Source organism: Streptomyces sp. JLSY215 (assembly GCF_059682825.1).
Map to the genome: position 1 here is coordinate 6575236 of NZ_CM185022.1, position 23347 is coordinate 6598582.

Consider the following 23347-nt stretch of genomic DNA (forward strand, 5'->3'; position numbering starts at 1 on the left):
TGTTGGGCGTAACGGTTCTCCGAGCGGGGCGCTGCATAGCGTCCCCACATGAATACTGACAGTGCACGGCCGACGGTCACCGAATTACGGCTCTCCGCCTTCAAGAACCACCGCGGCGTCACTCTCCCGATCGGCCCGGTGACCCTGCTGAGCGGCGAGAGCGGCAGCGGCAAGTCCAGTGCGCTGCAGGCGTACGAGATCCTCTCCCGGCTCGGCAGCGGAGAGCCGCTGGCGCGTGCGGTGGGGACGGTGGCGGGCGGTGCGGCGGCCTGCGTTCCGGCGGGCGCGCGCCCCGACGAACAGGGGCGGCGCGGCTTCCGTATCGGCTGCACGGTCGACGGCCCGGCCGGCCCCGTCACCCTCGATCTCGCCGTACAGGCGGAGCCCGAACTGCGGATCGTCGGCGAGCGGCTGACCGGCGGCGGCGAGACGCTGCTCACCACGGCACTCATCGACCCGGCCCGCCGCGCCGTGCAGGCGGCCTGGCATACGGCGGGCTCGACACCGGTGACCCGCGCGCCGCTGCCCGATGACCGGTTGGGCACCTCTCTCCTCCCGCTGCGCGTGGCCGGCAAGACCGCGGGCCAGCAGCTCGTCCTGGCCGCCGCGGAGCAGGTCGTGGTCGCGCTGCGGTCGGCCTTCGCCTGCGATCCCCGGCCCGAGGCCATGCGGGAGACGGGGCAAGGTGCGACCCCTGTGGCCGATGTGGCCGATGTGGCCACGGCGGCGGTGGGTGCGGGGGGCGGGAGTGCGCGTGCCCGGGGGCGGGCGGGTAGCCGCGGCGTCGCGGCCGGCAGCTGGGGTCGCGACGGGGACGGGGAATCGGACGAGGGACGCCTGCGGTCGTCCTGCGAGAACCTTCCGGCGGTGCTGGCGCGGACCAGTCGCGAGTGCCGGCGGCGGCATGCGCTCCTGGTGGCGGCGGTGCGGGATGCCTGCGCGGGTCCCGTTGACGGGCTGCATGCGGTCCCGCGGGAGGCGGACGGCGATGTGGGGGCGACGGCGACGGCCGGGTCCGGGAGCGCCGTGGAGGGGCCGGCCGTGGGTGGGACGGCATCGGCCACGTGGGGCGAGGGGCGGCCGGAGCGGGGTGCGCAAGGCGCCGTGGCGACGCGGACGGCGCGGGCGGCGGGCGGGGCGCGGCCGGCGTCCGCGCGTGCGGGGATGCGGGCCTTGGTCGACCGGGGCGCGCTGGGGATGATGCCGGTCGAACAGCTCGGCGATGGCGAGCTGCGGTTTCTCGCGCTGGCGCTGGTCCTGCTCACCGGGCCCGGGGTGCTGGCGATGGATCCGGTGGGGGAGATTCCGTCGGCCCAGCAGCAGCTGACCGTCATGGCGGACGGGCTGGACCGCTGCATGGACCGCCGGCAGGCGCGCGAGCTGGTCTCGCTGGCGGTACGGATGGCGGAGCGGGGGCACGTCCGGCTGCTGGGGACGGTGGGGGACCCGTCGGTCGCCGAGGGGCTGCCCGGTGTGCGGGTGCTACACCTAGGGGCATGAGTGACGATCTTCATGCCCTGCAGCGACGGCTGGCCGAATTCGCGGCCGCGCGGGACTGGCAGCAGTACCACACGCCCAAGAACCTCGCGGCGGCGCTCAGCGTCGAGGCCGCCGAACTCGTCGAGATCTTCCAGTGGTTGACGCCGGAGCAGTCGTCGGCGGTGATGTCCGACCCCAAGGCGGCGGGCCGGGTCGAGGACGAGGTCGCGGATGTGCTGGCGTATCTGCTGCAGTTCTGTGAGGCGCTGGGGATCGATGCGCTGACGGCGCTCGCCGCGAAGATCGAACGCAATGAGTCGCGCTTCCCGCCGGTCCGCCGGGCCCGTCCGGACCGGCCGCGGGGGAGCGAGGGGCGGGTGGGAGAGGAGTAAGCGGGAGCGAGGGGAGTGGCGGGGAGCGTTGGGGGCGGAGAGGCGTCATGGCGCCATCCCTTCGCCCCTCTCGCTCCCTTTCCTCCCCTTCCGTACACCCCTCCCACTCCCTCCTTGCCGCCCTCTGTGCGTCGGGCGCGATCGGCGAGAATCGCATGGATCCGTGTGGCAGGAGTGTCGTCGAAGATTCAAGTGCCTTGTGATGGCAGTGTGGTTGGCGAGGGCAGGGTGGCCCGAGAGGGAGGAGCGGGCCCGGGCGCGCGTTTCGTCACTCTATGGAGTCATCGATCTTTCCACAGCGCCTTGCTTGTCCACAGATTTGCGAAATCCTCTGGCTTTTTTGGGTGTTCACCCTCACTCTGGGTAGTGGAAACAGTGCGGGGTGAAGGTGAGTGATGAGCGATACGGAAGGGAGGGGGCGCGGATGGACGCGGTGCGGATCATCGCGGCCAGCCGGCGCGGTCTGGCGCGGGCGAGCACGGTCCAGGACGTGGTTGTCGAGGCGTGGCAGTCGCAAGCCTTGGCGGAAGCGATAGGCAGTCATCTCGCGATAGTGGGGCCGTATGAAGTGCGCTCCAGAGCCCAGGGGTTGGGCGACGCGGGAGGGCAGTTCAGCGGGGGACTGCTCTGCCAGGCGCCGGCCACCGACGGGCTGCGGGCGGCCCAGCTGTCCGAAGTGCGCGATGTCAAGGCCGCTTTGACCGGCCTGTGCCAGCTGCTGCAAGAGGTCTGCGAGGCCCTGGTGAGTGTGGTGTGTTCGGCGGACGAGGAAGGGATGTACTGGACCTGCGTCGAGGCCATGGACACGGCCGATGAGTCGAGAGACCACGTGGCCGGAATACTGGAAAAGCTAGAGGCGCGCGAACGCAACCTCGCCTGACGGGCGACGGGCCCGCCCCGGAGCGCGACGGCACGGTATGCCCGCCGGCAGCGGCATGCCGATCGTTGCCGACCCGTCCCTCCCGTATCGGACTTCTGCGCCCACGCTTCTGCGCCGTACTTCTACGCCCATGCCCGAGGCGGCCCCCCGCCGCCGCCACCTCCGTCGCCGCCGCCCGGCCGCTACGGCTTCGGCCCGCCCACCCCCTTACCACCAGGCACGGCGCTGCCAGGCGCGACGCCGCCATCACCGCGGTCGGCGGGCCCCTGCCGGCCGAGGGTGATCCGACCTGGTGCATCGACCCGCTCTGACGGTTGGTCCGCCGCCAAACGTGCAGGATGGAGGTATGGATCTACGAATCTTCGCGGAGCCCCAGCAGGGCGCTTCCTACGACACTCTTCTTACGGTCGCCAAAGCCACCGAGGACCTCGGTTTTGATGCGTTCTTCCGGTCCGACCACTATCTGCGGATGGGTAACGCCGACGGGCTGCCCGGTCCGACGGACGCCTGGATCACGCTGGCCGGACTGGCCCGCGAGACCCGGCGCATCCGCCTCGGGACGCTGATGACGGCGGGCACCTTCCGGCTCCCCGGCGTGCTGGCCATTCAGGTGGCGCAGGTCGACCAGATGTCCGGCGGCCGGGTCGAGCTCGGCCTCGGTGCGGGGTGGTTCGAGGAGGAGCACAAGGCGTACGGAATTCCCTTCCCCAAGGAGAAGTTCGCGCGCCTGGAAGAGCAGTTGGCGATCATCACCGGCCTGTGGGCCACCGAGGAAGGAAAGGAGTTCTCCTACGACGGCAAGCACTTCCAGCTCGAGAAGTCGCCCGCGCTGCCCAAGCCCGCCCAGGGCAAGGTGCCGGTGCTGGTCGGCGGACACGGCGCGACGCGTACGCCGCGGCTGGCGGCGCAGTACGCCGACGAGTTCAACATTCCCTTCGCCTCGCTCGACGACACAGAGCGCCAGTTCGGACGGGTGCGGGCGGCCGCCGAGGCTGCCGGGCGCAGGGGCGACGACCTGGTGTACTCCAATGCCCTGGTGGCCTGCGTCGGCAAGGACGACGCCGAGGTGGCGCGGCGAGCCGCGGCCATCGGACGGGAGGTGGATGAACTGAAGGCCAACGGCCTCGCGGGCACGCCCGCCGAGGTCGTCGACAAGATCGGCCGGTACGAAGCCGTCGGCGCGTCCCGGATCTATCTGCAGATGCTGGACCTCGACGATCTGGATCACCTGGAGCTGATCTCCGCAAAGGTGCAGTCGCAGCTGGGCTGAGACCGGACTCCGGCTGCGGCCAGGCGCGGGCACTGCCGGAAATCCGGTGGGAGATCGCCGCCGGTGAAGCAATACTCGGATATGTGTTCCTGACGATAACGACCACCGGCAGCGCCGACCGTCCCGCGACCGACCTCGGATTCCTGCTGCACAAGCATCCCGACAACGCCCAGCAGTTCTCGACGGCGTACGGAGTCGCGCATGTCCTCTATCCCGAGGCCGAGGAGCATCGGTGCACGGCGGCCCTGCTGCTGGAGGTCGATCCCGTCGCCCTGGTCCGCCGGGGCCAGGGGAAGGGCCGGGGCGGCGCGCCGGATTCGGCGCTCGGGCAGTACGTCAACGACCGCCCGTACGCGGCGTCCTCGCTGCTGGCGGTGGCGCTCCGCAGCGTCTTCGCCAGCGCGATGAAGGGGCAGTGCAAGGCGCGGCCGGAGCTGCCCGAGCGGGCGATGCCGCTGCGGATCGAGGTGCCGGTGCTGCCGGCGCGGGGCGGGGCGGAGCTGGTGCGCAAGCTCTTCCGGCCGCTGGGCTGGTCGGTGACCGCGGAACCGCTGCCGTTGGACGAGACGTTCCCGGAGTGGGGTGACTCGCGCTATGTGCGGCTCGTCCTGGAAGGGGAGCGCCGGCTCGGCGAGGCGCTGCGGCATCTGTATGTGCTGCTTCCGGTCCTGGACGACGCCAAGCACTATTGGGTCGCGCCCGACGAGGTCGACAAGCTGCTGAGGGCCGGCGAGGGCTGGCTGGAGGACCACCCGGAGCAGCGGCTGATCGTCGGCCGCTATCTCGCGCGGCGCTGGGCCCTGACGCGCCGAGCCATCGAACGGCTGGCGCTGGAGCGGCTCGCCGAGGCGGATGACGCCGACGGCGAGGAGATCGACAACGCCGTGGACGAGGAGGTGGACACCGAGCAGAAACCGGTACCGCTCGCCGTGCAGCGGCGGGAGGCGATCCTGGCGGAGCTGCGTGCCGCCAAGGCGTCGCGGGTGCTCGATCTGGGCTGTGGTCAGGGGCAGTTGGTCGGTGCGCTGCTCAAGGAGCGGCAGTTCACCGAGATCGTCGGCCTGGACGTGTCGATGCGGGCGCTGCACGAGGCGCGGCGCCGGCTGCGGCTGGACCGGATGTCCGAGCGGCAGTCGGAACGCGTACGCCTCGTACAGGGATCGCTGGCGTACACCGACAACAGGCTCCAGGGATATGACGCGGCGGTGCTGAGCGAGGTCGTCGAGCATGTGGATCCGGCGAGGCTGCCGGCGCTGGAGTACGCGGTGTTCGGGTCGGCCAGGCCGCGGACGGTCGTGGTGACGACGCCGAACGTCGAGTACAACGTGCGCTGGGAGTCGCTGCCGGCCGGGCAGGTGCGCCATGCGGACCACCGCTTCGAATGGACCCGGGAGGAGTTCCGGCGGTGGGCGCAGGAGGTCGGCGCGCGGCACGGCTATGCGGTGACCTTCGGCCCGGTGGGCCCGGAGGACCCCGAGGTCGGGCCGCCCACCCAGCTCGCCCGCTTCCGCCTTGCCGGGGACGACGGCGGTGGTCACGGGAGCGGCGGTGATCACGAGAGCGGCGACGGTCCCGGGAGCGGCGGTGCCGACACGAACAGCGGTGGCGGGGAGAGCGGTAGCAGGTCGATGAGAGGGAAGGAGGCCGCGGCATGACGGACGCCGACCGTATGGAGCACGAGGACGAGCAGCAGCACCAGCAGGAGGACCGGCACGAGAACCACCAGGGGAGCGGGCGCGAGCAGGAGAGCGAGCGCCGGCCGCAGCCGCGGGCCGAGCGGGCGCGGCGCACGCTCGCCGTGCCCGACCTCTCGCTCGTCGTGCTGATCGGTGCCACCGGCTCCGGTAAGTCGACCTTCGCCGCCCGGCACTTCAAGCCGACCGAGGTCATCTCCTCCGACTTCTGCCGCGGGCTGGTCAGCGACGACGAGAACGACCAGAGCGCCAGCCGCGACGCCTTCGATGTGCTGCACTTCATCGCGGCCAAGCGGCTGGCGGCCGGCCGGCTGACCGTCGTCGACGCCACCAATGTGCAGTCCGAGGCCCGCGCCCAGCTCGTTCGGCTGGCGCGCGAGCACGATGTACTGCCGGTGGCGATCGTGCTCGACGTACCCGAGCAGGTCTGCGCTGCCCGCAATGCGGAGCGCGCCGACCGGGCCGGGCTGCCCCGCCGGGTCATCCAGCGCCATCAGCGCGAACTCCGGCGCTCGATAAGGCACTTGGAGCGGGAAGGCTTCCGCAAGGTGCACATCCTGCGCGGCCAGGAGGAGGTCGAGGCCGCGGAGATCGTCACCGAGCGGCGGTTCAACGACCTGCGCCATCTCACGGGACCGTTCGACATCATCGGCGACATCCATGGCTGCCGCTCCGAGCTGGAGAGCCTGCTCGGTGGGCTGGGCTACGCCCTGGAGCGCGACGCACTCGGCCGGGCCGTGGACGCCGCACACCCGCAGGGCCGTACGGCCGTCTTCGTCGGTGACCTCGTCGACCGCGGGCCGGACAGCCCCGGTGTGCTGCGCCTGGTGATGGGCATGACCGCCGCCGGTCACGCCCTGTGCGTGCCCGGGAACCACGAGAACAAGCTCGGCCGTTACCTCAAGGGACGCAAGGTCCAGCACACCCATGGACTCGCCGAGACGATCGCACAGCTGGAGAAGGAGGACGACGCCTTCCGCGCCGAGGTGGCGGACTTCATCCAGGGCCTGGTCAGCCACTACGTCCTGGACGGCGGCGGGCTGGTGGTGTGTCACGCCGGGCTGCCGGAGAAGTACCACGGCCGGACGTCGGGACGGGTGCGCTCGTTCGCGCTGTACGGCGACACGACCGGCGAGACCGACGAGTTCGGCCTGCCCGTGCGCTACCCCTGGGCCGAGGACTACCGGGGCCGCGCCGCCGTCGTCTACGGCCACACACCCACCCCGCGCGCCAATTGGCTCAACAACACCATCTGCCTCGACACCGGCTGCGTCTTCGGCGGCACCATGACCGCGCTGCGCTGGCCGGAGCGCGAGCTGGTGGACGTACCGGCGGAGAAGGTCTGGTACGAGCCCGCCAAGCCGCTGGCCACCGAAGCCCCCGGCGGCCTGGACGGCCGTCCGCTGGACCTCGACGACGTGGCCGGACGGCGCATCGTCGAGACCCGCTACATGGGCCGGCTCGCGGTCAAGGAGGAGAACGCCGCGGCCGCGCTGGAGGTGATGAGCCGCTTCGCGATCGATCCCCGGCTGCTGCCGTACCTGCCGCCGACGATGGCGCCCTGCGCCACGTCCAAGGAAGAGGGGTACTTGGAGCACCCGGCCGAGGCGTTCGCCGCCTACCGCGCCGACGGCGTGCGCGAGGTCGTGTGCGAGGAGAAGCACATGGGCTCCCGCGCGGTGGTGCTGGTCTGCCGCGACGAGGCCGCGGCGCGCGAGCGCTTCGGCGTACCGGAGGGCGTATCGGGCGCGCTCTACACCCGTACGGGACGGCCGTTCTTCGACGACCCGGAGACGACCGAACGCATCCTGCGGCGGGTCCGCGAGTGCGCGGAGCGGGCCGGGCTGTGGGCGGAGCTGGAGACGGACTGGCTGCTGCTGGACGCCGAGTTGATGCCGTGGTCCCTGAAGGCGACCGGTCTGCTGCGCAAGCAGTACGCGGCCGTCGGCGCGGCCTCCGGGGCGGTGTTCCCGGGCGCGCTCGGGGCGCTGGAGGCGGCGGCCGCGCGGGGCGTCGACGTCGCGCCGCTGCTCGACCGGCAGCGGGACCGGGCGTCGGACGCCGCCGCGTTCACGCAGGCCTACCGGCGCTACTGCTGGCGCGTCGGCGCGGAACGGCCCACCGGGACCGACGAGCTGGCGGGCATCCGGCTCGCCCCGTTCCAGATCCTCGCCGTACAGGGCCGCAACCTGGCCGGGCTCGCGCACACCGACCAGCTCGCGATGATCGACCGGCTCATCGAGGCGGAGGCGGCGGGGGCGGAACCGGGGGCCGCACCTGGGGGAGGGGACGGCGGTCCGACGGCACTCCTCGCCCCGACCCGCCGGCTCGTCGTCGACACCGAGGACGAGGCATCGGTTGCGGCCGGTATCGCCTGGTGGCTGGATCTCACCGCGGACGGCGGCGAGGGCATGGTGGTCAAGCCGCTGCCGGCGCTGATACGCGGCGAGGACGGCCGGCTCATCCAGCCGGGCATCAAGTGCCGCGGCCGCGAGTACCTGCGGATCATCTACGGGCCGGAGTACACCCGTCCGGAGAATCTGCGGCGCCTGCGGGTCCGCCATCTGGGCCACAAGCGCTCGCTCGCCCTGCGCGAGTACGCGCTCGGCCTGGAAGCGCTCGACCGGATGGCGGACGGCGAACCGCTGTGGCGCGTCCACGAGGCCGTCTTCGCGGTGCTCGCGCTGGAGTCCGAGCCGGTGGACCCGCGGCTGTAGCGGGGAGCCCCGGCTGTAAGGGGGCCCCGGAGGCCGTCCGCCGTACGTCTCCGGGGCAGCCGGGCGGGCCGGACCGGCCGGGGCAACGGGGGGCCACCGCGGCCACCGGGCTCGCCCGCGCCGCCCGGAACCACCCGGCACCACGTCGGCTCACGGCGAGGCCGCCCCCGCGGGCAACTCCCGCCCCCGGGCGGGGGATTGCCGGCGGAATTCCGGGCGCGATCGGGCCCCCCGGGCCGCCGCGCCGCCCGGCGCGACCCCGCAACATCGGCCGAGATGTCCCGATGATGTTCGTACTCGCCTCCGAGCGGCCAAGATGGGGAGATGGGATTCCATGTCGACTCCGAGGCCGGGCGGCTGCGCCGGGTCATTCTGCATCGCCCCGATCTGGAGCTGAAGCGGCTGACGCCCTCCAACAAGGACGCCTTGCTCTTCGACGACGTGCTCTGGGTGCGCCGGGCGCGGGCCGAGCACGACGGGTTCGCGGATGTGCTCCGCGACCGGGGCGTGGATGTGCACTTCTTCGGGGATCTGCTCGCCGACAGCCTGCAGATCCCCGAGGCGCGGACGCTGGTCCTTGACCGGGTCTTCGACGAGAAGGAATACGGGCCGCTGGCCACCGACCACCTCCGGGCGGCGTTCGAGGAGCTGCCGGTGTCCGAGCTGGTCGAGGCGCTGGTGGGCGGCATGACCAAGCGGGAGTTCCTGGAACGGCATGCCGAGCCGACCTCCGTCCGCTTCCACGTCATGGAGATGGACGACTTCCTGCTCGACCCGCTGCCCAACCACCTCTTCACCCGCGACACCTCCGCCTGGATCTACGACGGGGTGTCGATCAACGCGATGCGCTGGCCCGCCCGGCAGCGCGAGACCGTGCACTACGAGGCGATCTACCGGCACCACCCGCTCTTCCGCGGCGAGGACTTCCACGTCTGGTCCGAGGGCCAGGCCGACTACCCCTCGACGATCGAGGGCGGCGACGTCCTGGTGCTGGGCAGCGGGGCGGTGCTGATCGGGATGAGCGAGCGGACCACCCCGCAGGCCGTGGAGCTGCTGGCGCGCGGGCTGTTCGCGGCGGGGTCGGCGCGCACGATCGTGGCGCTGGACATGCCCAAGCGCCGGGCCTTCATGCATCTGGACACCGTCATGACCATGATCGACGGGGACACCTTCACGCAGTACGCGGGGCTGGGGATGCTCCGCTCGTACACCATCGAGGCCGGTTCGGGCGACCGGGACCTCAAGGTCACCGACCATCCGCCGGAGCATATGCACCGGGCGATAGCGGCCGCCCTGGGACTGGACGACATCCGTGTGCTGACGCCGACCCAGGACGTGCACTCCGCGCAGCGGGAGCAGTGGGACGACGGCTGCAATGTGCTGGCGGTGGAGCCGGGCGTGGTCGTGGCCTACGAGCGGAACGTCACCACGAATACTTTTCTGCGCAAGCGCGGCATCGAGGTGATCACCATCCCCGGGAGTGAGCTGGGCAGGGGACGGGGCGGGCCGCGGTGCATGAGCTGCCCGGTGACGCGGGACGCTGTACCGGGAACGGCCTGACGCGACGGATCCGAACCGTGTCCTGACCCGATGACCTGCCCGGACGGCCCGGGGCGAGGGGCCTGACGGGAGGTGGCCCGACTGCGGGTACCCGGTCGGGGCGGGGCCGGGCCGCGCCGGTGCGGCGGGCCCGTGACCGGCCCGGGAGCGTCACGGGGTCTACGTATAGAGATACGTAGTCTCGTATACACTTCCAGGGTTCACATTCGTCCGCCTCGATTGCCGCGAACCAGGAGTCCACCATGGCGATAGACCTCACGGGCCGCCACTTCCTCAAGGAGCTGGACTTCAGCGCCGAGGAATTCCGCCGACTGATCGACCTCGCGGCCGAACTCAAGGCAGCCAAGCGCGCCGGGACCGAGATCGCCCGCCTCAAGGGCCGCAACATCGCCCTGATCTTCGAGAAGACCTCGACCCGGACCCGCTGCTCCTTCGAGGTCGCGGCCGCCGACCAGGGCGCCTCGACGACCTACCTGGACCCGTCCGGCTCGCAGATCGGGCACAAGGAGTCGGTCAAGGACACCGCGCGCGTGCTGGGCCGGATGTTCGACGGCATCGAGTTCCGCGGCAGCCGGCAGGCGGACGTCGAGGAGCTCGCCGCGCACGCCGGGGTGCCCGTCTTCAACGGGCTGACCGACGACTGGCACCCCACCCAGATGCTCGCCGACGTGCTCACCATGGTCGAGCACGGCGGGGGCCGCCCCCTGGAGGAGACCGCCTTCGCCTACCTCGGCGACGCCCGCAACAACATGGGCAACTCCTACCTGGTCACCGGCGCGCTGCTCGGCATGGACGTACGGATCGTGGCGCCGAAGCAGCTGTGGCCCGAGGAGGCGGTGATCGACCGGGCCCGCGCGCTGGCCGACATCAGCGGCGCCCGCCTCACCCTCACCGAGGAGGTCGCGGAGGGCGTGCGCGGCGCGGACTTCGTCGCCACGGACGTCTGGGTCTCGATGGGGGAGCCCAAGGAGGTCTGGGACGAGCGGATCGCGCTGCTCGCCCCGTACGCCGTCACCATGGACGTGCTGCGCGCCACCGGGAAGCCGGAGGTGAAGTTCCTGCACTGTCTGCCCGCCTACCACGACCTGGGCACCGCGGTCGGCCGGGACATCCACGAGCGGCACGGGCTGGAGTCGCTGGAGGTCACCGACGAGGTCTTCGAGTCCGCGCACTCCGTGGTCTTCGACGAGGCGGAGAACCGCATGCACACGATCAAGGCGGTGCTGGTCGCCACGCTGGGGCGGTAACCGGCGCCCGGTGCCGGTGCCCCGCGGCGCGCCGCCGCGGCACGGCACACCGCAGGGGATATCGCACCGTCCGCGCTGCATAGCCATACGTCACAACGGGCGATCATGCGGACGGAACGGCTACCATCGAGCCGCTCACGGGGTTCGGACCCACCGGTCCGGACCCCGAACTGTGTGCGGCCCACCCCCGCCGCGCGCACCGCACCACCAGAGATGAGATCCACCCCCCATGAGCTCGTCCGCCTCCCGCCCCGGGCTGCGCATCAAGTCCCCCGACCTCCTCCTCGCCGAATCCGGCACGGACCGCGCGGGCAACGGCCTCAAGCGCAGCATGGGGCTCTTCCAGCTCGTATGTTTCGGCATCGGCGCGATCGTCGGTACGGGCATCTTCGTCGGACTCTCCGACACGGTCGCGGAGGCGGGGCCCGCCGTCATCGTCTCCTTCGTGCTCGCCGCCATCACCTGCGTCTTCACCGCCTTCTCCTTCGCGGAGCTGGGCGGCGCGATACCGGTTTCGGGCAGTTCGTACTCCTACGCCTACGCCACCCTCGGCGAGCGCACCGCCTTCCTCGTCGGCTGGTGCCTGCTGCTCGAATACGGCATCTCGGTGTCGGCCGTCGCCGTCGGCTGGGGGCAGTATCTGAACGAACTGCTGGGCAGCCTGACCGGCTGGCAGCTGCCGGCCGCGCTCTCCAGCCCGCCCGGTGACGGCGGCATCGTCAACATCCCGGCCGTCGTCGTGATACTGCTCGCCGCGCTCCTCCTCGTCCGCGGCATCCGGGAGAGCGCCCGCGCGACCGCCGCGATGGCCGTCCTCAAGCTCGCGGTCCTGGTGCTGTTCTGCGCCATCGGCTTCAGCGCCTTCCGGGCCGGTCACCTCTCGCCCTTCGCCCCGCAGAGCGTCGCCGGGATCACCTCCGGTGCCTCCGTCGCGTTCTTCTCGTACATCGGCTTCGACGCGATCACCACGGCCGGCGAAGAGGTCAAGAACCCGCGGCGCAACATCCCCGTCGCGATCCTCATCTGCATCGGCGTGGTCACCGTCCTGTACTGCCTGGTCGCGGTCGCCGCCATCGGCGCGCTCTCCGCGGACCAGGTGGCCGATCAGCCCGCCGCGCTGTCGCTGATCGTCAACCGCGTCACCCACTCCGCGCTCGGCGGCGGCGTGATCGCCTTCGGCGCGGTCGTCGCCATCGCCTCCGTCGTCCTCGCCGTGATGTACGGCCAGACCCGCATCCTGATGTCGATGTCGCGGGACGGCCTGATCCCGCGGATCTTCGAGCGGATCTCGCCCCGGACCGCCACCCCGGTCGCCAACACCTGGATCGTCGCGCTCGTCTTCGCGGTCCCGGCCGCGGTGGTCCCGTTGGACGTCGTGATGAACCTGACCACCATCGGGACGCTGGCCGTCATGGCGGTGGTCAACCTCAGCGTGATGGTGCTCCGCCGCACCCGCCCCGCGCTGCCGCGCCGCTTCCGGGTGCCGCTCTTCCCGGTCAGCCCGCTGCTCGGGATCGGCTTCTGCCTCTATCTGATCTACGGGACCGGGCCGGCGACCTGGCTGCAGTTCGCCGCGTTCCTGGTCGTCGGCGCGCTGGTGTACGCCTGCTACGGGCGGCGGCGGTCGCGACTGGCGTCCGCGGCGCAGCCGGTGGCGGCCGAGGAGGGCGCGGCGGCCCCGGCTCCCGCCCTGGCTACGCGAGAAGGGTGAACCAGACCGCCTTGCCGTGCGCCGTCGGGCGGCACCCGGCGGCCGAGCTGAGCGCCTGGACCAGCATCAGGCCGCGGCCGCGGCCGCCGTCGCCGAGGGCGTCGCCGAGGTCGTTGCCGCGGTGCGCGTCGCCCGCCGCGTCGCGGTCCGTTCCGCCGTCTTCGCGGACGGCTTCGCCGCACCGGCCGGTGCACGGCGCCGGGTCGCCGTCGTGCACCTCCACCTGGTAGCCGGTGGGCACCCGCTCCACCACCAGCTGAAGGGGGCCGGTGCACGGGGTGTGCCGGAGGGCGTTGGTGACCAGTTCGGCGGTCAGCAGCTCGGCGGTGCCGCCGTCGGCGGCGGCCCGCAGGTCCAGCAGCGCCGCACGGACCAGCGCACGGGCCATGGAGACGGCGGCCGGGGCGTGCGGCAGCGCGATCCGCCAGACAGGGGGGTGGGGCGGTTCCGGCATGTCCAGCATGGCGCTTCCGTTCGCAAGGGTCGATGGCATCGAGGGGATCGACGGGATGCCTTCACCGTAGAAAGCGCTCGGGTGCGCGGGCAGGGCCGGGCGGCCGGGACCGACGGGACCTGCGTCACACGGCGGACGGGACTTTCGGCCCTGCGCCGCGGTCCCCGCGGTCCGTGCCGCACGCTCCGGCGCCCGTCGTGTCGGGCACGTCCTGTTATCGCGTTCTCGTGACGGCAGTAATCAACCGGTGATAACTTCAAAAGGCAGCACCCCGGCGCATCCCGGGCCGGCCGACCGCACTCCACCGCACTCCATCGCGCTTCACCGCACGCACCAGCCGTCCGGCCGAAGGGGGCAGGCAGCTCGATGAGTCCGTTCGCAGGATCCGCCCACCGCACCAGCGCCTGGGAACACCTCCGGGTGACCAGGAACGACGGGGTCGCCACCGTCACCCTCGCGCGCCCCGAGAAGCTCAACGCCCTCACCTTCGAGGCCTACGCGGATCTGCGCGATCTGCTGGCGGAGCTGTCCCGGGAGCGTTCCGTACGTGCCCTCGTCCTCGGCGGGGAGGGGCGCGGGTTCTGTTCCGGCGGGGACGTCGAGGAGATCATCGGCGCCACCCTGTCGATGGACACCGGGCAGCTGCTGGACTTCAACCGGATGACCGGCCAGGTCGTCCGGGCGCTGCGGGAAGCCCCGTTCCCGGTGATCGCGGCCGTGCACGGCGTCGCGGCGGGCGCCGGCGCGGTGCTCGCGCTGGCCGCCGACTTCCGCATCGCCGACCCCTCCGCCCGCTTCGCGTTCCTCTTCACCAAGGTCGGCCTGTCCGGCGGCGACATGGGCGCGGCCTATCTGCTGCCCCGCGTCATCGGACTCGGCCATGCCACCCGGCTGCTGATGCTCGGCGACACGGTACGGGCACCGGAGGCCGAACGCCTCGGCCTGATCAGCGAGTTGGCCGACGAGGGTCAGGCCGATACGGCCGCCGCCGCGCTCGCCCGGCGGCTCGCGCAGGGCCCGGCGCTCGCCCATGCCCAGACCAAGGCGCTGCTGACCGCCGAACTCGACATGCCGCTGGCAGCCGCCGTCGAAATGGATGCCGCCACCCAGGCGCTGCTGATGAACGGCGCCGACTACGCCGAATTCCACGCCGCCTTCACCGAGAAGCGGTCGCCCAAGTGGCAGGGGAAATAGCCATGCGGGTCGCCGTCATCGGCGGCGGGCCCGGCGGGCTGTACGCCGCCGCCCTCCTCAAGCGGCTCGATCCCACCCGCGAGATCACCGTCTGGGAGCGCAACGCCCCCGACGACACCTTCGGCTTCGGCGTCGTCCTCTCCGACGAGACCCTCGGCGGCATCGAGCACGCCGACCCGGAGGTCTACCGCGCGCTCCAGGCCGAATTCGTCCGCTGGGACGACATCGACATCGTGCACCGGGGCCGCACCCTCACCTCCGGCGGGCACGGCTTCGCGGCGCTCGGCCGGCGCCGGCTGCTGGCCGTACTGCACCGGCGCTGCCGCGACCTCGGCATCGACCTGCGCTTCCGCACCGAGGCGCCGCCCGCCGCCGAGCTGGCCCGCCGCCACGACCTGGTGATCGCCGCCGACGGCGTGCACAGCGCCACCCGCACCGCGGCCGCCGACACCTTCCGCCCGCGGCTGACCACCCACCGCTGCCGCTACATCTGGCTCGCCGCCGACTTCGCGTTCGACGCCTTCCGCTTCGAGATCGCCGAGACCGAGCACGGCGTCGTACAGCTGCATGCCTACCCCTATGCGAGGCCCGTCGGACCGCAGGGCCCGTCCGGTGCGAGCACGGTCATCGTCGAGATGCGCGAAGAGGTCTGGCGGGCCGCCGGACTCGACCGCGCCGATGAACGTGAGTCCGCCGACTGGTGCGCCAAAACCTTCGCCGACGCCCTGCGCGGCCGACCGCTGCGCTCCAACAACTCCAGCTGGACCGCCTTCCGTACGGTCGTCAACGAGCGCTGGTCGCACGGCAATACGGTCCTGCTCGGTGACGCCGCGCACACCGCGCACTTCTCCATCGGCTCCGGCACCAAGCTCGCCGTCGAGGACGCCCTCGCGCTGGCCGCCTGCCTCCGGGAGCAGCCGGACACCGCAAGCGCCCTGGCCGCGTACGAGGCGGAGCGCCGCCCCGTCGTCGCCTCCACCCAGCGCGCCGCCCGCGCCAGCCTCGCCTGGTTCGAGGAGCTGGCCACCTACCTCGACCAGCCGCCGCACCAGTTCGCCTTCAACCTCCTCACCCGCAGCCGCCGCGTCACCCACGACAACCTGCGGCTGCGCGACCGCCGTTTCACCGGGGCCGTCGAGCGCGAAGCCGGCTGCCCGGACGGCACCCCGCCGATGTTCACCCCCTTCCGGCTGCGCGGCCTCACCCTGCGCAACCGCGTCGTCGTCTCGCCCATGGACATGTACTCCGCGCAGGACGGCGTCCCCGGCGACTTCCACCTCGTCCACCTGGGCGCACGGGCCCTCGGCGGCGCGGGGCTGGTCATGACCGAGATGGTGTGCGTCAGCGAGCAGGGCCGCATCACCCCGGGCTGCGCGGGCCTCTACACCTCGCAGCAGGCCACCGCCTGGCGCCGTATCACCGACTTCGTGCACGAGCGGTCGCCCGGCACCGCGATCGGCGTCCAGCTCGGCCACGCGGGCCGCAAGGGCTCCACCAAGCTGATGTGGGACGGCATCGACGAACCCCTCGACGACGGCAACTGGCCCCTCGTCGCCGCCTCCCCCCTCCCGTACAAGCCCGGCAGCCAGCGCCCCCACGAACTGACCGCACGCGAACTCACCGTCATACGCGAGCAGTTCACCGCCGCCGCGCAGCGCGCCGCCCGCTGCGGCTTCGACCTCCTGGAGCTCCACTGCGCCCACGGATATCTGCTGTCCGGATTCCTGTCCCCGCTGACCAATGAACGGACCGACGCCTACGGAGGTTCCCTGGCCGGCCGCCTCCGCTTCCCCCTGGAGGTCTTCGACGCGGTCCGGGAGGTCTGGCCGGACGACCGGCCCATGACGGTCCGGATCTCCGCCACCGACTGGTCCGACGGCGGCACCACCGCCGAGGACGCGGTGGCGATGGCGGCGGCCTTCACTGCGCACGGCGCCGACGCGATCGATGTCTCCACGGGACAGGTCGTGTCCGACGAGCGCCCCGACTTCGGCCGTTCGTATCAGACGCCGTTCGCCGACCGCATCCGCAACACCCTCGGCACACCGGTCATCGCGGTCGGCGCCATCTCCTCCTGGGACGACGTCAACTCCCTCGTGCTGGCGGGCCGCACGGACCTGTGCGCGCTGGCCAGGCCGCATCTGTACGACCCGCACTGGACCCTGCACGCCGCCGCGGAGCAGGGCTACGCGGGCCCCGGCGCCCCCTGGCCGCTGCCCTACCAGGCAGGCAGCCGCACCCCGCCCACCGGGCGCACCGACGCCCCCAAACCCCGCCTCACCCTGCGCTGACGGGCGGCCTCAGGGCCGCGCGGCGGGGCATTTGCCGGAGGAGCGGACGGCGGTCTGCACGCTGCGCCCGTGCGGGTCCAGATGACTGAGCGCGCCCGGCGAGGCGAGCCCCGGCAGGGTGTGCTTCCACAGTGCCGTGACGCGCTCCGGCAGATCGGCGCGGTCGGTCGCGGCCCGTGAGAACAGCTGCACCCCCATATAGGCGGCGACGAAGAACTCCGCCGCCCGGTCCGGCACCACGCTGTGCAGCAGCTCCCCGTTGCCGCGCGCCTCGGTGAACATCGTCGCGATGATCTCCGTCCACGCCCGGTAGGGCATCAGCGGGTCCTCGCTGAAGGTCGTCTCGACCGCGATCCGCGTCCCGGCCTGCAACAACGCATCGCTGCGCAGCGCCAGCGCCACCTGGTGGGTGAAGTCGATGGCGTCCTGCAGCCGGGACTCGCTCACCTGCGGGAGGAAGGGACGGTTCTGCTCCGTGACGACCGCGCGGGCCAGCGCGTGCTTGGAGGTGAAGTGGAAGTAGAGGGCCCCTTTGGTGACTCCGGCCCGCTGGATGATCTCGGCCATGGTGGCGGCCTGGTACCCATGTGCGCCGATGACGTGGGCCGCCGCTTCGAGGACAGCGCGCCGGGTGCGCACCGCGCGTTCCTGCTTGGCCACTGATCATCCTCCGTATGCTCTCTTGGAGTTGTGGTGCCTGAGCAGGATCCGTCGCCCCCGGGCCGCCCAGACTCTTTTCCGCATGATAAGGAAGCCAACCATGCGGTATCGGACCGCGACGCCGTCCGGCGGAGTGATCCGGCGCCGAATCCCCCCACGAGTGCTAGGAGCTGGCCGATGTCCCTGACCTCCGTACCCGCAACGCATCGGGAGGTGCGGCTCGCCTCGCATGTCCATGGCGAGCTGACGCCGGACCATTTCACCCTTGCCGAGGCCCCGGTGCCCCGGCCCGCGGCCGGACAGGTCCTGGTGCGCACCCGCCTGATGGCGGTGACCGCGGCGATGCGGACCCAGATGACCGGTGCCGAGCTGCCGATGCGCTCGTTCGTGCCGGGCCAGGCGCTGTGGGGCTCCGCGGTCGGCGAGATCGTGGCGGCGCCCGGCGGCGGCTTCACCCCCGGTGAACTCGTCCATCACCCATACGGATGGCGGGAGTTCGCCCTCGCCGAAGAGTCCGTGGTACGGCGCATCGATCCGGACGCGCTGCCCACCCCCGCCGCGCATCTGTCGCAGGGCGCCACCGCCTGGGGCGCGCTGCACCGAGCCGCCGAGATCCGGCCGGGGGACACGGTCTTCGTCACCGGCGCGGCGGGCGGCGTCGGCAGCCTCGCCGGCCAGATCGCGCGACGGCTGGGGGCCGGCCGGGTCGTCGGCAGCACCAGCTCCGAGCGCAAGGCGCTCCGGCTGCGGGCCGAACTCGGCTACGACGACACGGTCGTGCGCGGCGCCGGGCCGATCGAACCGCAGCTGCGCCGGGCGGCCCCGGACGGTATCGACGTGCTGCTGGACACCGTGGCCGGCGAACAGCTCACCGCGGCGCTCGCGGTGGCCCGCCCCGACGCCCGCTTCGCGCTGGTCGGCGCGCTCTCCACCCAGCTTGCCGGGGACGGCGCCGTCGCCTCCCCGGTAGAGCTGGACGCGGGGCTGATCATCACGCGCCGGGTGACCGTGCGCGGCTTCTCGCGGTACGCCCACCCGGACCTCGCCCAGGAGTGGACCCGGGAATTCGGCCGGGGCCTGCGGGACGGCTCGCTGGTCTTCCCGCATTCCCTGCTACAGGGCATCGAGCAGGCGCCGCGCGCGCTGTGTGAGCTCACCCAGGGGCGTCACACCGGATCCGTGCTGATTGAGCTGTGAGACCGGGCCGTGCCGTGACGCCTGAGCGCGGCGCGACCTCGGACGGCTGCGGCGGGACCGGGGCGGCCGCGGGGGCCTGGCCACCGGCCGCCCCGCCGCCGCCCGGCGCGGCCAACAGCCGGTCCCACATGCCGATGATGGCCGCCCTGTCCCACCACGCGGGATCCTCCGCGCCCAGATGCAGCAGGCCCGCCACCACGGTCGTCAGCAGCCGGGCCGTGCGCTGCGGTTCGCCGTCGGCCTCCTCCGCGACGTCGCCCTCGCCCCGATAGGCCGCCCCGTACGCCCCGTTGGCGAGCGCCTTGTCGAGGAAGAGGGAGTACCACCGGTGCTCCAGGGCGTGGATGTCGAGCCCCGGGACCGTGTCCGTCCGCAGCCGTAGCCCGGCGCGCAGCACGGGGTCGGACTGCACCCGCTCGAACAGCCCGACGGCGAAGTCCCGTACGGCGGGGACGAGTGGCTGTGGGGAGCGGGCGAGGGCGCTCTCGACCTCTTGCAGGGCGGCCAGCGCGCTGTCGTGGACCGCGAGCGTCAGATCGTCCTTGGACGTGAAGTGGAAGTAGAGCGCACCCTTGCTCAGGCGGGCGCGCCGGCTGACTTCGACCATGCCCGCGGCGGGCACTCCCTTCTCCAGGAAAGTCTCTGCGGCCGAGCGGATGAGCGCCTGGCGGCTCTGGATGGCGCGATGCTGCGTGGGCACGGTGTCCGTCCCGTCTCTAGTACGGCTGTGCAAGCTCGATGTAGTCTACAAAAAAACCGACCATGCGGTTCTATCCCTTGAAGGGAATTGGCCGGAAGTACTTGCCGCGGCGTGAAGGTGACGCCGGCTCACCCGTCCGGTCCGGGGCCGCCCGCCGCCGCCGTACGCCAGACAGTCTGGGCCTTCGGGGGTGACGCTGTCGACCCAAAAGCGGTGACAGGGGCACATTGACAAACAGCGCGGACGGTTTTTAAATTCCTGGAGGCGATAAACGGGCGATCCGCTTCCGTTGAGCCGCCTCGACTGTCATGCACCGCCCTGGGACAGCGGTGCGTCATGGAGAGACCGCATCAGTCCGTCCATCGTCGACCGCAGGCCGTCCGAACGACCGCGCCAGCACGTCACCGAGCCACTGCATCCACCGGAACCCGGAAAGGTCTCAGCCATGCGAGTATCAACGGAACTCCGCGAGCGTCCCGTAAGAGGAATGCGGAGCACCGCCGGCGGCGAGACGATCAGGGCCGCCGTCTTCGATCTCGACGGGACGCTCGCCAACACCCTTCCCGCGATCAGCAAGCTGCTGGTCAAGGTGGCCGGGGAACAGGGCTGTTCGGTCACCGCACGGCAGGCGGCCACCGCCATCGGCAAGCCTCCCGGCCCCGCCTTCGGCCGGCTGCTGGGCAAGCCCGAGGACGACGGCCGGGTGCAGGCCGCCATCAACCGCTACCGCGAGCTGTTCTCCTACGAGGTCCTCTGTCAGGGCCCGCAGCTGCTCTTCCCCGGTGTCACGGCGGGGCTGTCCGCGCTGCGCGCCCACGGCGTCGAACTCGCCGTCGCCACCTCCAAGACCACCCGCAGCGCCGAGGCGCTGCTCGACGTCATGGGCATCCGCGACCTGGTCGGCCCGGTCATCGGCCAGGACATGGTCCGGCGCGGCAAGCCGCACCCGGAGATGGTGCTGCGGGCGGCCGGCCGGCTGGGGGTCGCGGCCTGGGAGAGCGCGTATGTGGGGGACACCGTCGGGGACATGCGGATGGCGGTCACCGCGCGCATGGAGCCGGTCGCGGTGACGTACGGCGTCGGGTCGTTCGGCGAGCTGGCCGGCGTCGCCGGCACCCGGATGTGCAGCTCCTTCAAGGACGTGGTCTCCGTGATCGCCGCCGCCCGGCCGCGCTCGGCCGCCGCGATGGCGGGACCGCCGCGGCGCCGCTGACACCCTGCGGGGCCCCGTGCCTCAGGCCGTCGCCTCCCGCGCGTAACGGGCACCCGCCGCCCGGAGCTTGGTGTGCAGCCGGCCGAACACCTCGGCCGCGCGCTCGCCCGGCCAGTCCGCGGGCAGAAGAGGAGAGGGCAGCCCGGGATCCGCGTACGGCAGCCGGCGCCAGGCGTCCAGCGCCAGCAGATAGTCGCGGTACGCCTCCTCCGGAGGCACCGTACGCCGCCGCGACCACCGCCGTAGCACCGGCTCATGCGCGTCCAGGAAGGCGCGGTGCTGCGCGGCGATGGCGTCCAGGTCCCACCACCGGGCCGCCGCCCGCGCGGTCGGCTCGAAGCCCGCGTGCGCGCCGGTGAACAGATCGACGTACGAGGCGAGTTGCAGCCGCTCCAGAGTGTGCCGGGTCTCGTCGTAGAGGTGCGCGGGCGCGATCCAGATGCCGGGTGCCGCGGTCCCGAAGCCGAGCCGGGCCAGCCGGGAACGCAGCAGATGTCGCTTGTGCCGCTCCTCCTCGGGCACCGAGAACACGGCCAGCACCCAGCCGTCGGACAGCCGCGCCGCGGGCCGCCCGTAGATCCGCCGGTCGCCGTCCTCCAGCAACTGGTGGGCGGCGGCCGACAGGCCGTACGCCGCCGCCCCGGAGGCCGTACGGTCCGCGACGAGCAGACCGCGGCGCTTGAGCCGGGAGACGGCGGAGCGCACGGACGGCGGATCCACGCCGAGCGCCCCCAGCAGCCGGATCAGGGCGGCGACCGGCACCGGGCCGGCGATGCCGGTCACGTCGTCGGGCCCGCCGCGCCCGTAGGCGCCGTAGAAGGTGACGATCAAGGACCGTGGGGTGCGCTGCGCTTGCTGGTCGCTCACCGGATCACTCTAGATCGGCTCCGCGCAGCCGAAAGCGCTGGAGCTTGCCCGTGGGGGTGCGCGGCAGCGCGCCGTGGAAGACGATCTCGCGGGGGCATTTGTACGGCGCTATACGGGACTTGGTGAAGGCGCGCAGTGCCGCGACGGTGTCCTTGTCCGGAGCGACGCCGGCCCGCAGCACCACATGCGCGACGACCACCGCCCCGCGTTCCGCATCGGGCCGGCCGACCACCGCCGCCTCCGTCACGTCCGGGTGCCGCAGCAGCGCCTCCTCCACCTCCGGCCCCGCGATGTTGTACCCGGCCGAGATGATCATGTCGTCCGCGCGGGCGACATAGCGGAAGTAGCCGTCCGGCTCCCGGATGTAGGTGTCGCCGGTCAGGTTCCATCCGTGGTGCACGTACTCGGTCTGCCGGGCGTCGGCAAGATAGCGGCACCCGGTCGGGCCACGGACCGCCAGCAGCCCCGGCTCGCCGTCCGCCACCGGCACCCCGTCCGCACCCACCACCCGCGCCTCGAAGCCCGGCACCGGCAGCCCGGTGGTACCCGGCCGGATCGCGTCATCGGCGGCGGAGATGAAGATGTGCAGCAGCTCCGTGGCCCCGATGCCGTTGATGATCCGCAGTCCGGTCGCCTCGTACCAGGACTGCCAGGTCGCGGCGGGCAGGTTCTCGCCGGCCGCCACGCAGCGGCGCAGCGCCGAGACGTCGTACGCGGCGAGCTTGGGCAGCATCGCCCGATAGGCGGTGGGCGCGGTGAACAGCACCGAGATCCGGTGTGCCGCGATATCGCCGAGCAGCCGCTCCGGCCCGCCCCAGTCGGACAGGAACGCCGAGGCGCCGGCCCGCAGCGGGAAGACGACCAGCCCGCCCAGGCCGAAGGTGAAACCGAGCGGCGGGCTGCCGGCGAAGATGTCCTCCGGGCGCGGCCGCAGCACCTTCGCGGAGAAGGTGTCGGCGATCGCCAGCACATCCCGGTGGAAGTGCAGACAGCCCTTGGGGCGGCCGGTGGTGCCCGAGGTGAAGGCGATCAGCGCGACATCGTCGGCGGCGGTCGCGACGGCCTCGTACGGTCCGGATCCGGGCTTGGCGCGCTGCCACAGGTCACCGGGGCCCTCCCCGCCGAATGTCGTGATCGCCAGCTCCGGGACCTCCGCCCTGACCAGGTCGGCCACGGAGCGGACATCGCACAGGGCGTACCGCACCTGCGCCAGCCGGCAGATCGTGGCGAGTTCGTCGGGCCGCTGGGCGGCCAGGACGGTCACCGCCACCGCGCCCGCCTTCATCACCGCCAGCCAGCAGGCGGCCAGCCACGGCGTGGTCGGGCCGCGCAGCAGTACGCGATTGCCGGGCACCACACCGAGCTGCCCGGTCAGGACATGGGCGATCGCATCGACCTGCTCCTGCAGCTGACCGTAGGTCCACACCACCCCGCCCGCATCGCGTACCGCGGGCCGGTCGGGGCCCAGCCGCGCGACCGTGGCGTCCAGCAGCTCGGCGCCGCAGTTCAGCCGGTCGGGATAGCCCAGGTCGATCAGATGCGGCCACTGCTCGCGGGGCGGCAGCCGGTCGCGCGTGAAGGTGTCGGCGTGGGCCGAGGGCCGTAGCTCCATGGCAGATGCGCCCCCTGGCGACGTGGCGGCCGGCGAGCGGCCGGGGAGGAATGGGGGACTGTGGAGGCTGGTACGGGAACCGGACGGGACCGGTCGTGGACGGCTGAGGGAGTGCTCGTGCGTACTCGGGAGTGCTCGGGCGTCGGGCGGTACCCGGCAGGCGGCGCGGTACTCGGGAAGTGCGCGAGCGGCGCTCAGGAGGTGCGGCG

Annotated in this window: 18 protein-coding genes; 13 read left to right on the plus strand and 5 right to left on the minus strand. The window is 72.3% G+C overall.

The features are described from left to right. Positions 1-48 precede the first annotated feature (48 nt). The 9 genes from AC5677_RS29345 to AC5677_RS29385 all read left to right on the plus strand — a co-directional run bounded on the left by AC5677_RS29345 (position 49) and on the right by AC5677_RS29385 (position 12950). The gene (locus AC5677_RS29345; protein ID WP_497190900.1) at positions 49-1500 is read left to right on the plus strand and encodes an AAA family ATPase; all 1452 of its coding nucleotides are present in this window, start codon (positions 49-51) and stop codon (positions 1498-1500) included. Next, a complete protein-coding gene (locus AC5677_RS29350; RefSeq protein WP_497190901.1) occupies positions 1497-1871 on the plus strand; it encodes a nucleotide pyrophosphohydrolase in 375 nt (124 codons plus the stop codon). The genes AC5677_RS29345 and AC5677_RS29350 overlap by 4 nt, the downstream gene beginning before the upstream one ends. Before the next feature lie 424 nt (positions 1872-2295). Beyond that, on the plus strand, positions 2296-2751 hold the full coding sequence (locus AC5677_RS29355) for a DUF6099 family protein (RefSeq protein WP_403513783.1): 456 nt from the start codon (positions 2296-2298) through the stop codon (positions 2749-2751). A 346-nt stretch (positions 2752-3097) separates the two neighbouring features. Next, positions 3098-4021 (plus strand): LLM class F420-dependent oxidoreductase, encoded by a 924-nt coding sequence (locus tag AC5677_RS29360; RefSeq protein ID WP_497190902.1) that lies wholly within the window; start codon positions 3098-3100, stop codon positions 4019-4021. Between the two features lie 83 nt (positions 4022-4104). Next, positions 4105-5676, plus strand: a complete 1572-nt coding sequence (locus tag AC5677_RS29365) for a 3' terminal RNA ribose 2'-O-methyltransferase Hen1 (protein ID WP_497190903.1) — start codon at positions 4105-4107, stop codon at positions 5674-5676. Continuing rightward, positions 5673-8432, plus strand: a complete 2760-nt coding sequence (locus AC5677_RS29370) for a polynucleotide kinase-phosphatase (RefSeq protein WP_497190904.1) — start codon at positions 5673-5675, stop codon at positions 8430-8432. Before AC5677_RS29365 ends, AC5677_RS29370 begins: the two co-directional genes overlap by 4 nt. 324 nt (positions 8433-8756) lie before the next feature. Further along, a complete protein-coding gene (locus tag AC5677_RS29375) occupies positions 8757-9992 on the plus strand; it encodes an arginine deiminase (RefSeq protein ID WP_497190905.1) in 1236 nt (411 codons plus the stop codon). Between the two features lie 242 nt (positions 9993-10234). Further along, on the plus strand, positions 10235-11239 hold the full coding sequence (gene argF, locus AC5677_RS29380; RefSeq protein ID WP_497190906.1) for an ornithine carbamoyltransferase: 1005 nt from the start codon (positions 10235-10237) through the stop codon (positions 11237-11239). Between the two features lie 229 nt (positions 11240-11468). After that, positions 11469-12950, plus strand: coding sequence for an amino acid permease (locus AC5677_RS29385; protein ID WP_497190907.1), 1482 nt, complete (start codon positions 11469-11471; stop codon positions 12948-12950). Here the strand turns inward: AC5677_RS29385 and AC5677_RS29390 are convergent. After that, on the minus strand, positions 12934-13404 hold the full coding sequence (locus AC5677_RS29390; protein ID WP_497196796.1) for an ATP-binding protein: 471 nt from the start codon (positions 13402-13404) through the stop codon (positions 12934-12936). The genes AC5677_RS29385 and AC5677_RS29390 overlap by 17 nt on opposite strands. 366 nt (positions 13405-13770) lie before the next feature. Between AC5677_RS29390 and AC5677_RS29395 the strand changes: the two genes are divergently transcribed. After that, complete coding sequence (locus AC5677_RS29395; protein ID WP_497190908.1) at positions 13771-14598, plus strand: enoyl-CoA hydratase family protein; 828 nt, start codon at positions 13771-13773, stop codon at positions 14596-14598. A 2-nt stretch (positions 14599-14600) separates the two neighbouring features. Next, positions 14601-16889 (plus strand): bifunctional salicylyl-CoA 5-hydroxylase/oxidoreductase, encoded by a 2289-nt coding sequence (locus AC5677_RS29400; protein WP_497196797.1) that lies wholly within the window; start codon positions 14601-14603, stop codon positions 16887-16889. A gap of 9 nt (positions 16890-16898) precedes the next feature. Here the strand turns inward: AC5677_RS29400 and AC5677_RS29405 are convergent, their stop codons facing one another. Continuing rightward, entirely contained in the window at positions 16899-17549 is a 651-nt protein-coding gene (locus AC5677_RS29405) for a ScbR family autoregulator-binding transcription factor (protein ID WP_497190909.1), read from the minus strand. 177 nt (positions 17550-17726) lie between these two features. Here AC5677_RS29405 and AC5677_RS29410 point away from each other — a divergent pair, with 177 nt between their 5' ends. Continuing rightward, complete coding sequence (locus AC5677_RS29410) at positions 17727-18746, plus strand: MDR family NADP-dependent oxidoreductase (protein ID WP_497190910.1); 1020 nt, start codon at positions 17727-17729, stop codon at positions 18744-18746. On the opposite strand, the gene AC5677_RS29415 is transcribed toward AC5677_RS29410, so the two are convergent. Then, positions 18703-19446 carry a TetR family transcriptional regulator gene (locus AC5677_RS29415; protein WP_497190911.1) on the minus strand — a complete coding sequence of 248 codons (744 nt, stop codon included), beginning with the start codon at positions 19444-19446 and terminating at the stop codon, positions 18703-18705. The two genes, AC5677_RS29410 and AC5677_RS29415, sit on opposite strands and share 44 nt — an antisense overlap. 487 nt (positions 19447-19933) lie before the next feature. Here AC5677_RS29415 and AC5677_RS29420 point away from each other — a divergent pair, with 487 nt between their 5' ends. Continuing rightward, entirely contained in the window at positions 19934-20659 is a 726-nt protein-coding gene (locus tag AC5677_RS29420; protein ID WP_497190912.1) for an HAD family hydrolase, read from the plus strand. A 21-nt stretch (positions 20660-20680) separates the two neighbouring features. On the opposite strand, the gene AC5677_RS29425 is transcribed toward AC5677_RS29420, so the two are convergent. Further along, a complete protein-coding gene (locus tag AC5677_RS29425) occupies positions 20681-21526 on the minus strand; it encodes a PaaX family transcriptional regulator (protein ID WP_497190913.1) in 846 nt (281 codons plus the stop codon). Between the two features lie 4 nt (positions 21527-21530). Then, positions 21531-23138, minus strand: a complete 1608-nt coding sequence (locus tag AC5677_RS29430) for an AMP-binding protein (protein ID WP_497190914.1) — start codon at positions 23136-23138, stop codon at positions 21531-21533. Positions 23139-23347: the final 209 nt, after the last annotated feature.

Excerpts from the sequence above, each read along its gene's own strand:
- AC5677_RS29360 (WP_497190902.1), top strand. The coding sequence starts at position 3,098 with ATGGATCTACGAATCTTCGCGGAGCCCCAGCAGGGCGCTTCCTACGAC.
- AC5677_RS29410 (WP_497190910.1), top strand. The coding sequence starts at position 17,727 with ATGTCCCTGACCTCCGTACCCGCAACGCATCGGGAGGTGCGGCTCGCC.
- AC5677_RS29420 (WP_497190912.1), top strand. The coding sequence starts at position 19,934 with ATGCGGAGCACCGCCGGCGGCGAGACGATCAGGGCCGCCGTCTTCGAT.
- AC5677_RS29400 (WP_497196797.1), top strand. The coding sequence starts at position 14,601 with ATGCGGGTCGCCGTCATCGGCGGCGGGCCCGGCGGGCTGTACGCCGCC.
- AC5677_RS29355 (WP_403513783.1), top strand. The coding sequence starts at position 2,296 with ATGGACGCGGTGCGGATCATCGCGGCCAGCCGGCGCGGTCTGGCGCGG.
- AC5677_RS29350 (WP_497190901.1), top strand. The coding sequence starts at position 1,497 with ATGAGTGACGATCTTCATGCCCTGCAGCGACGGCTGGCCGAATTCGCG.
- argF (WP_497190906.1), top strand. The coding sequence starts at position 10,235 with ATGGCGATAGACCTCACGGGCCGCCACTTCCTCAAGGAGCTGGACTTC.
- AC5677_RS29390 (WP_497196796.1), bottom strand. The coding sequence starts at position 13,404 with ATGCCGGAACCGCCCCACCCCCCTGTCTGGCGGATCGCGCTGCCGCAC.
- AC5677_RS29430 (WP_497190914.1), bottom strand. The coding sequence starts at position 23,138 with ATGGAGCTACGGCCCTCGGCCCACGCCGACACCTTCACGCGCGACCGG.
- AC5677_RS29395 (WP_497190908.1), top strand. The coding sequence starts at position 13,771 with ATGAGTCCGTTCGCAGGATCCGCCCACCGCACCAGCGCCTGGGAACAC.
- AC5677_RS29375 (WP_497190905.1), top strand. The coding sequence starts at position 8,757 with ATGGGATTCCATGTCGACTCCGAGGCCGGGCGGCTGCGCCGGGTCATT.
- AC5677_RS29345 (WP_497190900.1), top strand. The coding sequence starts at position 49 with ATGAATACTGACAGTGCACGGCCGACGGTCACCGAATTACGGCTCTCC.
- AC5677_RS29385 (WP_497190907.1), top strand. The coding sequence starts at position 11,469 with ATGAGCTCGTCCGCCTCCCGCCCCGGGCTGCGCATCAAGTCCCCCGAC.
- AC5677_RS29370 (WP_497190904.1), top strand. The coding sequence starts at position 5,673 with ATGACGGACGCCGACCGTATGGAGCACGAGGACGAGCAGCAGCACCAG.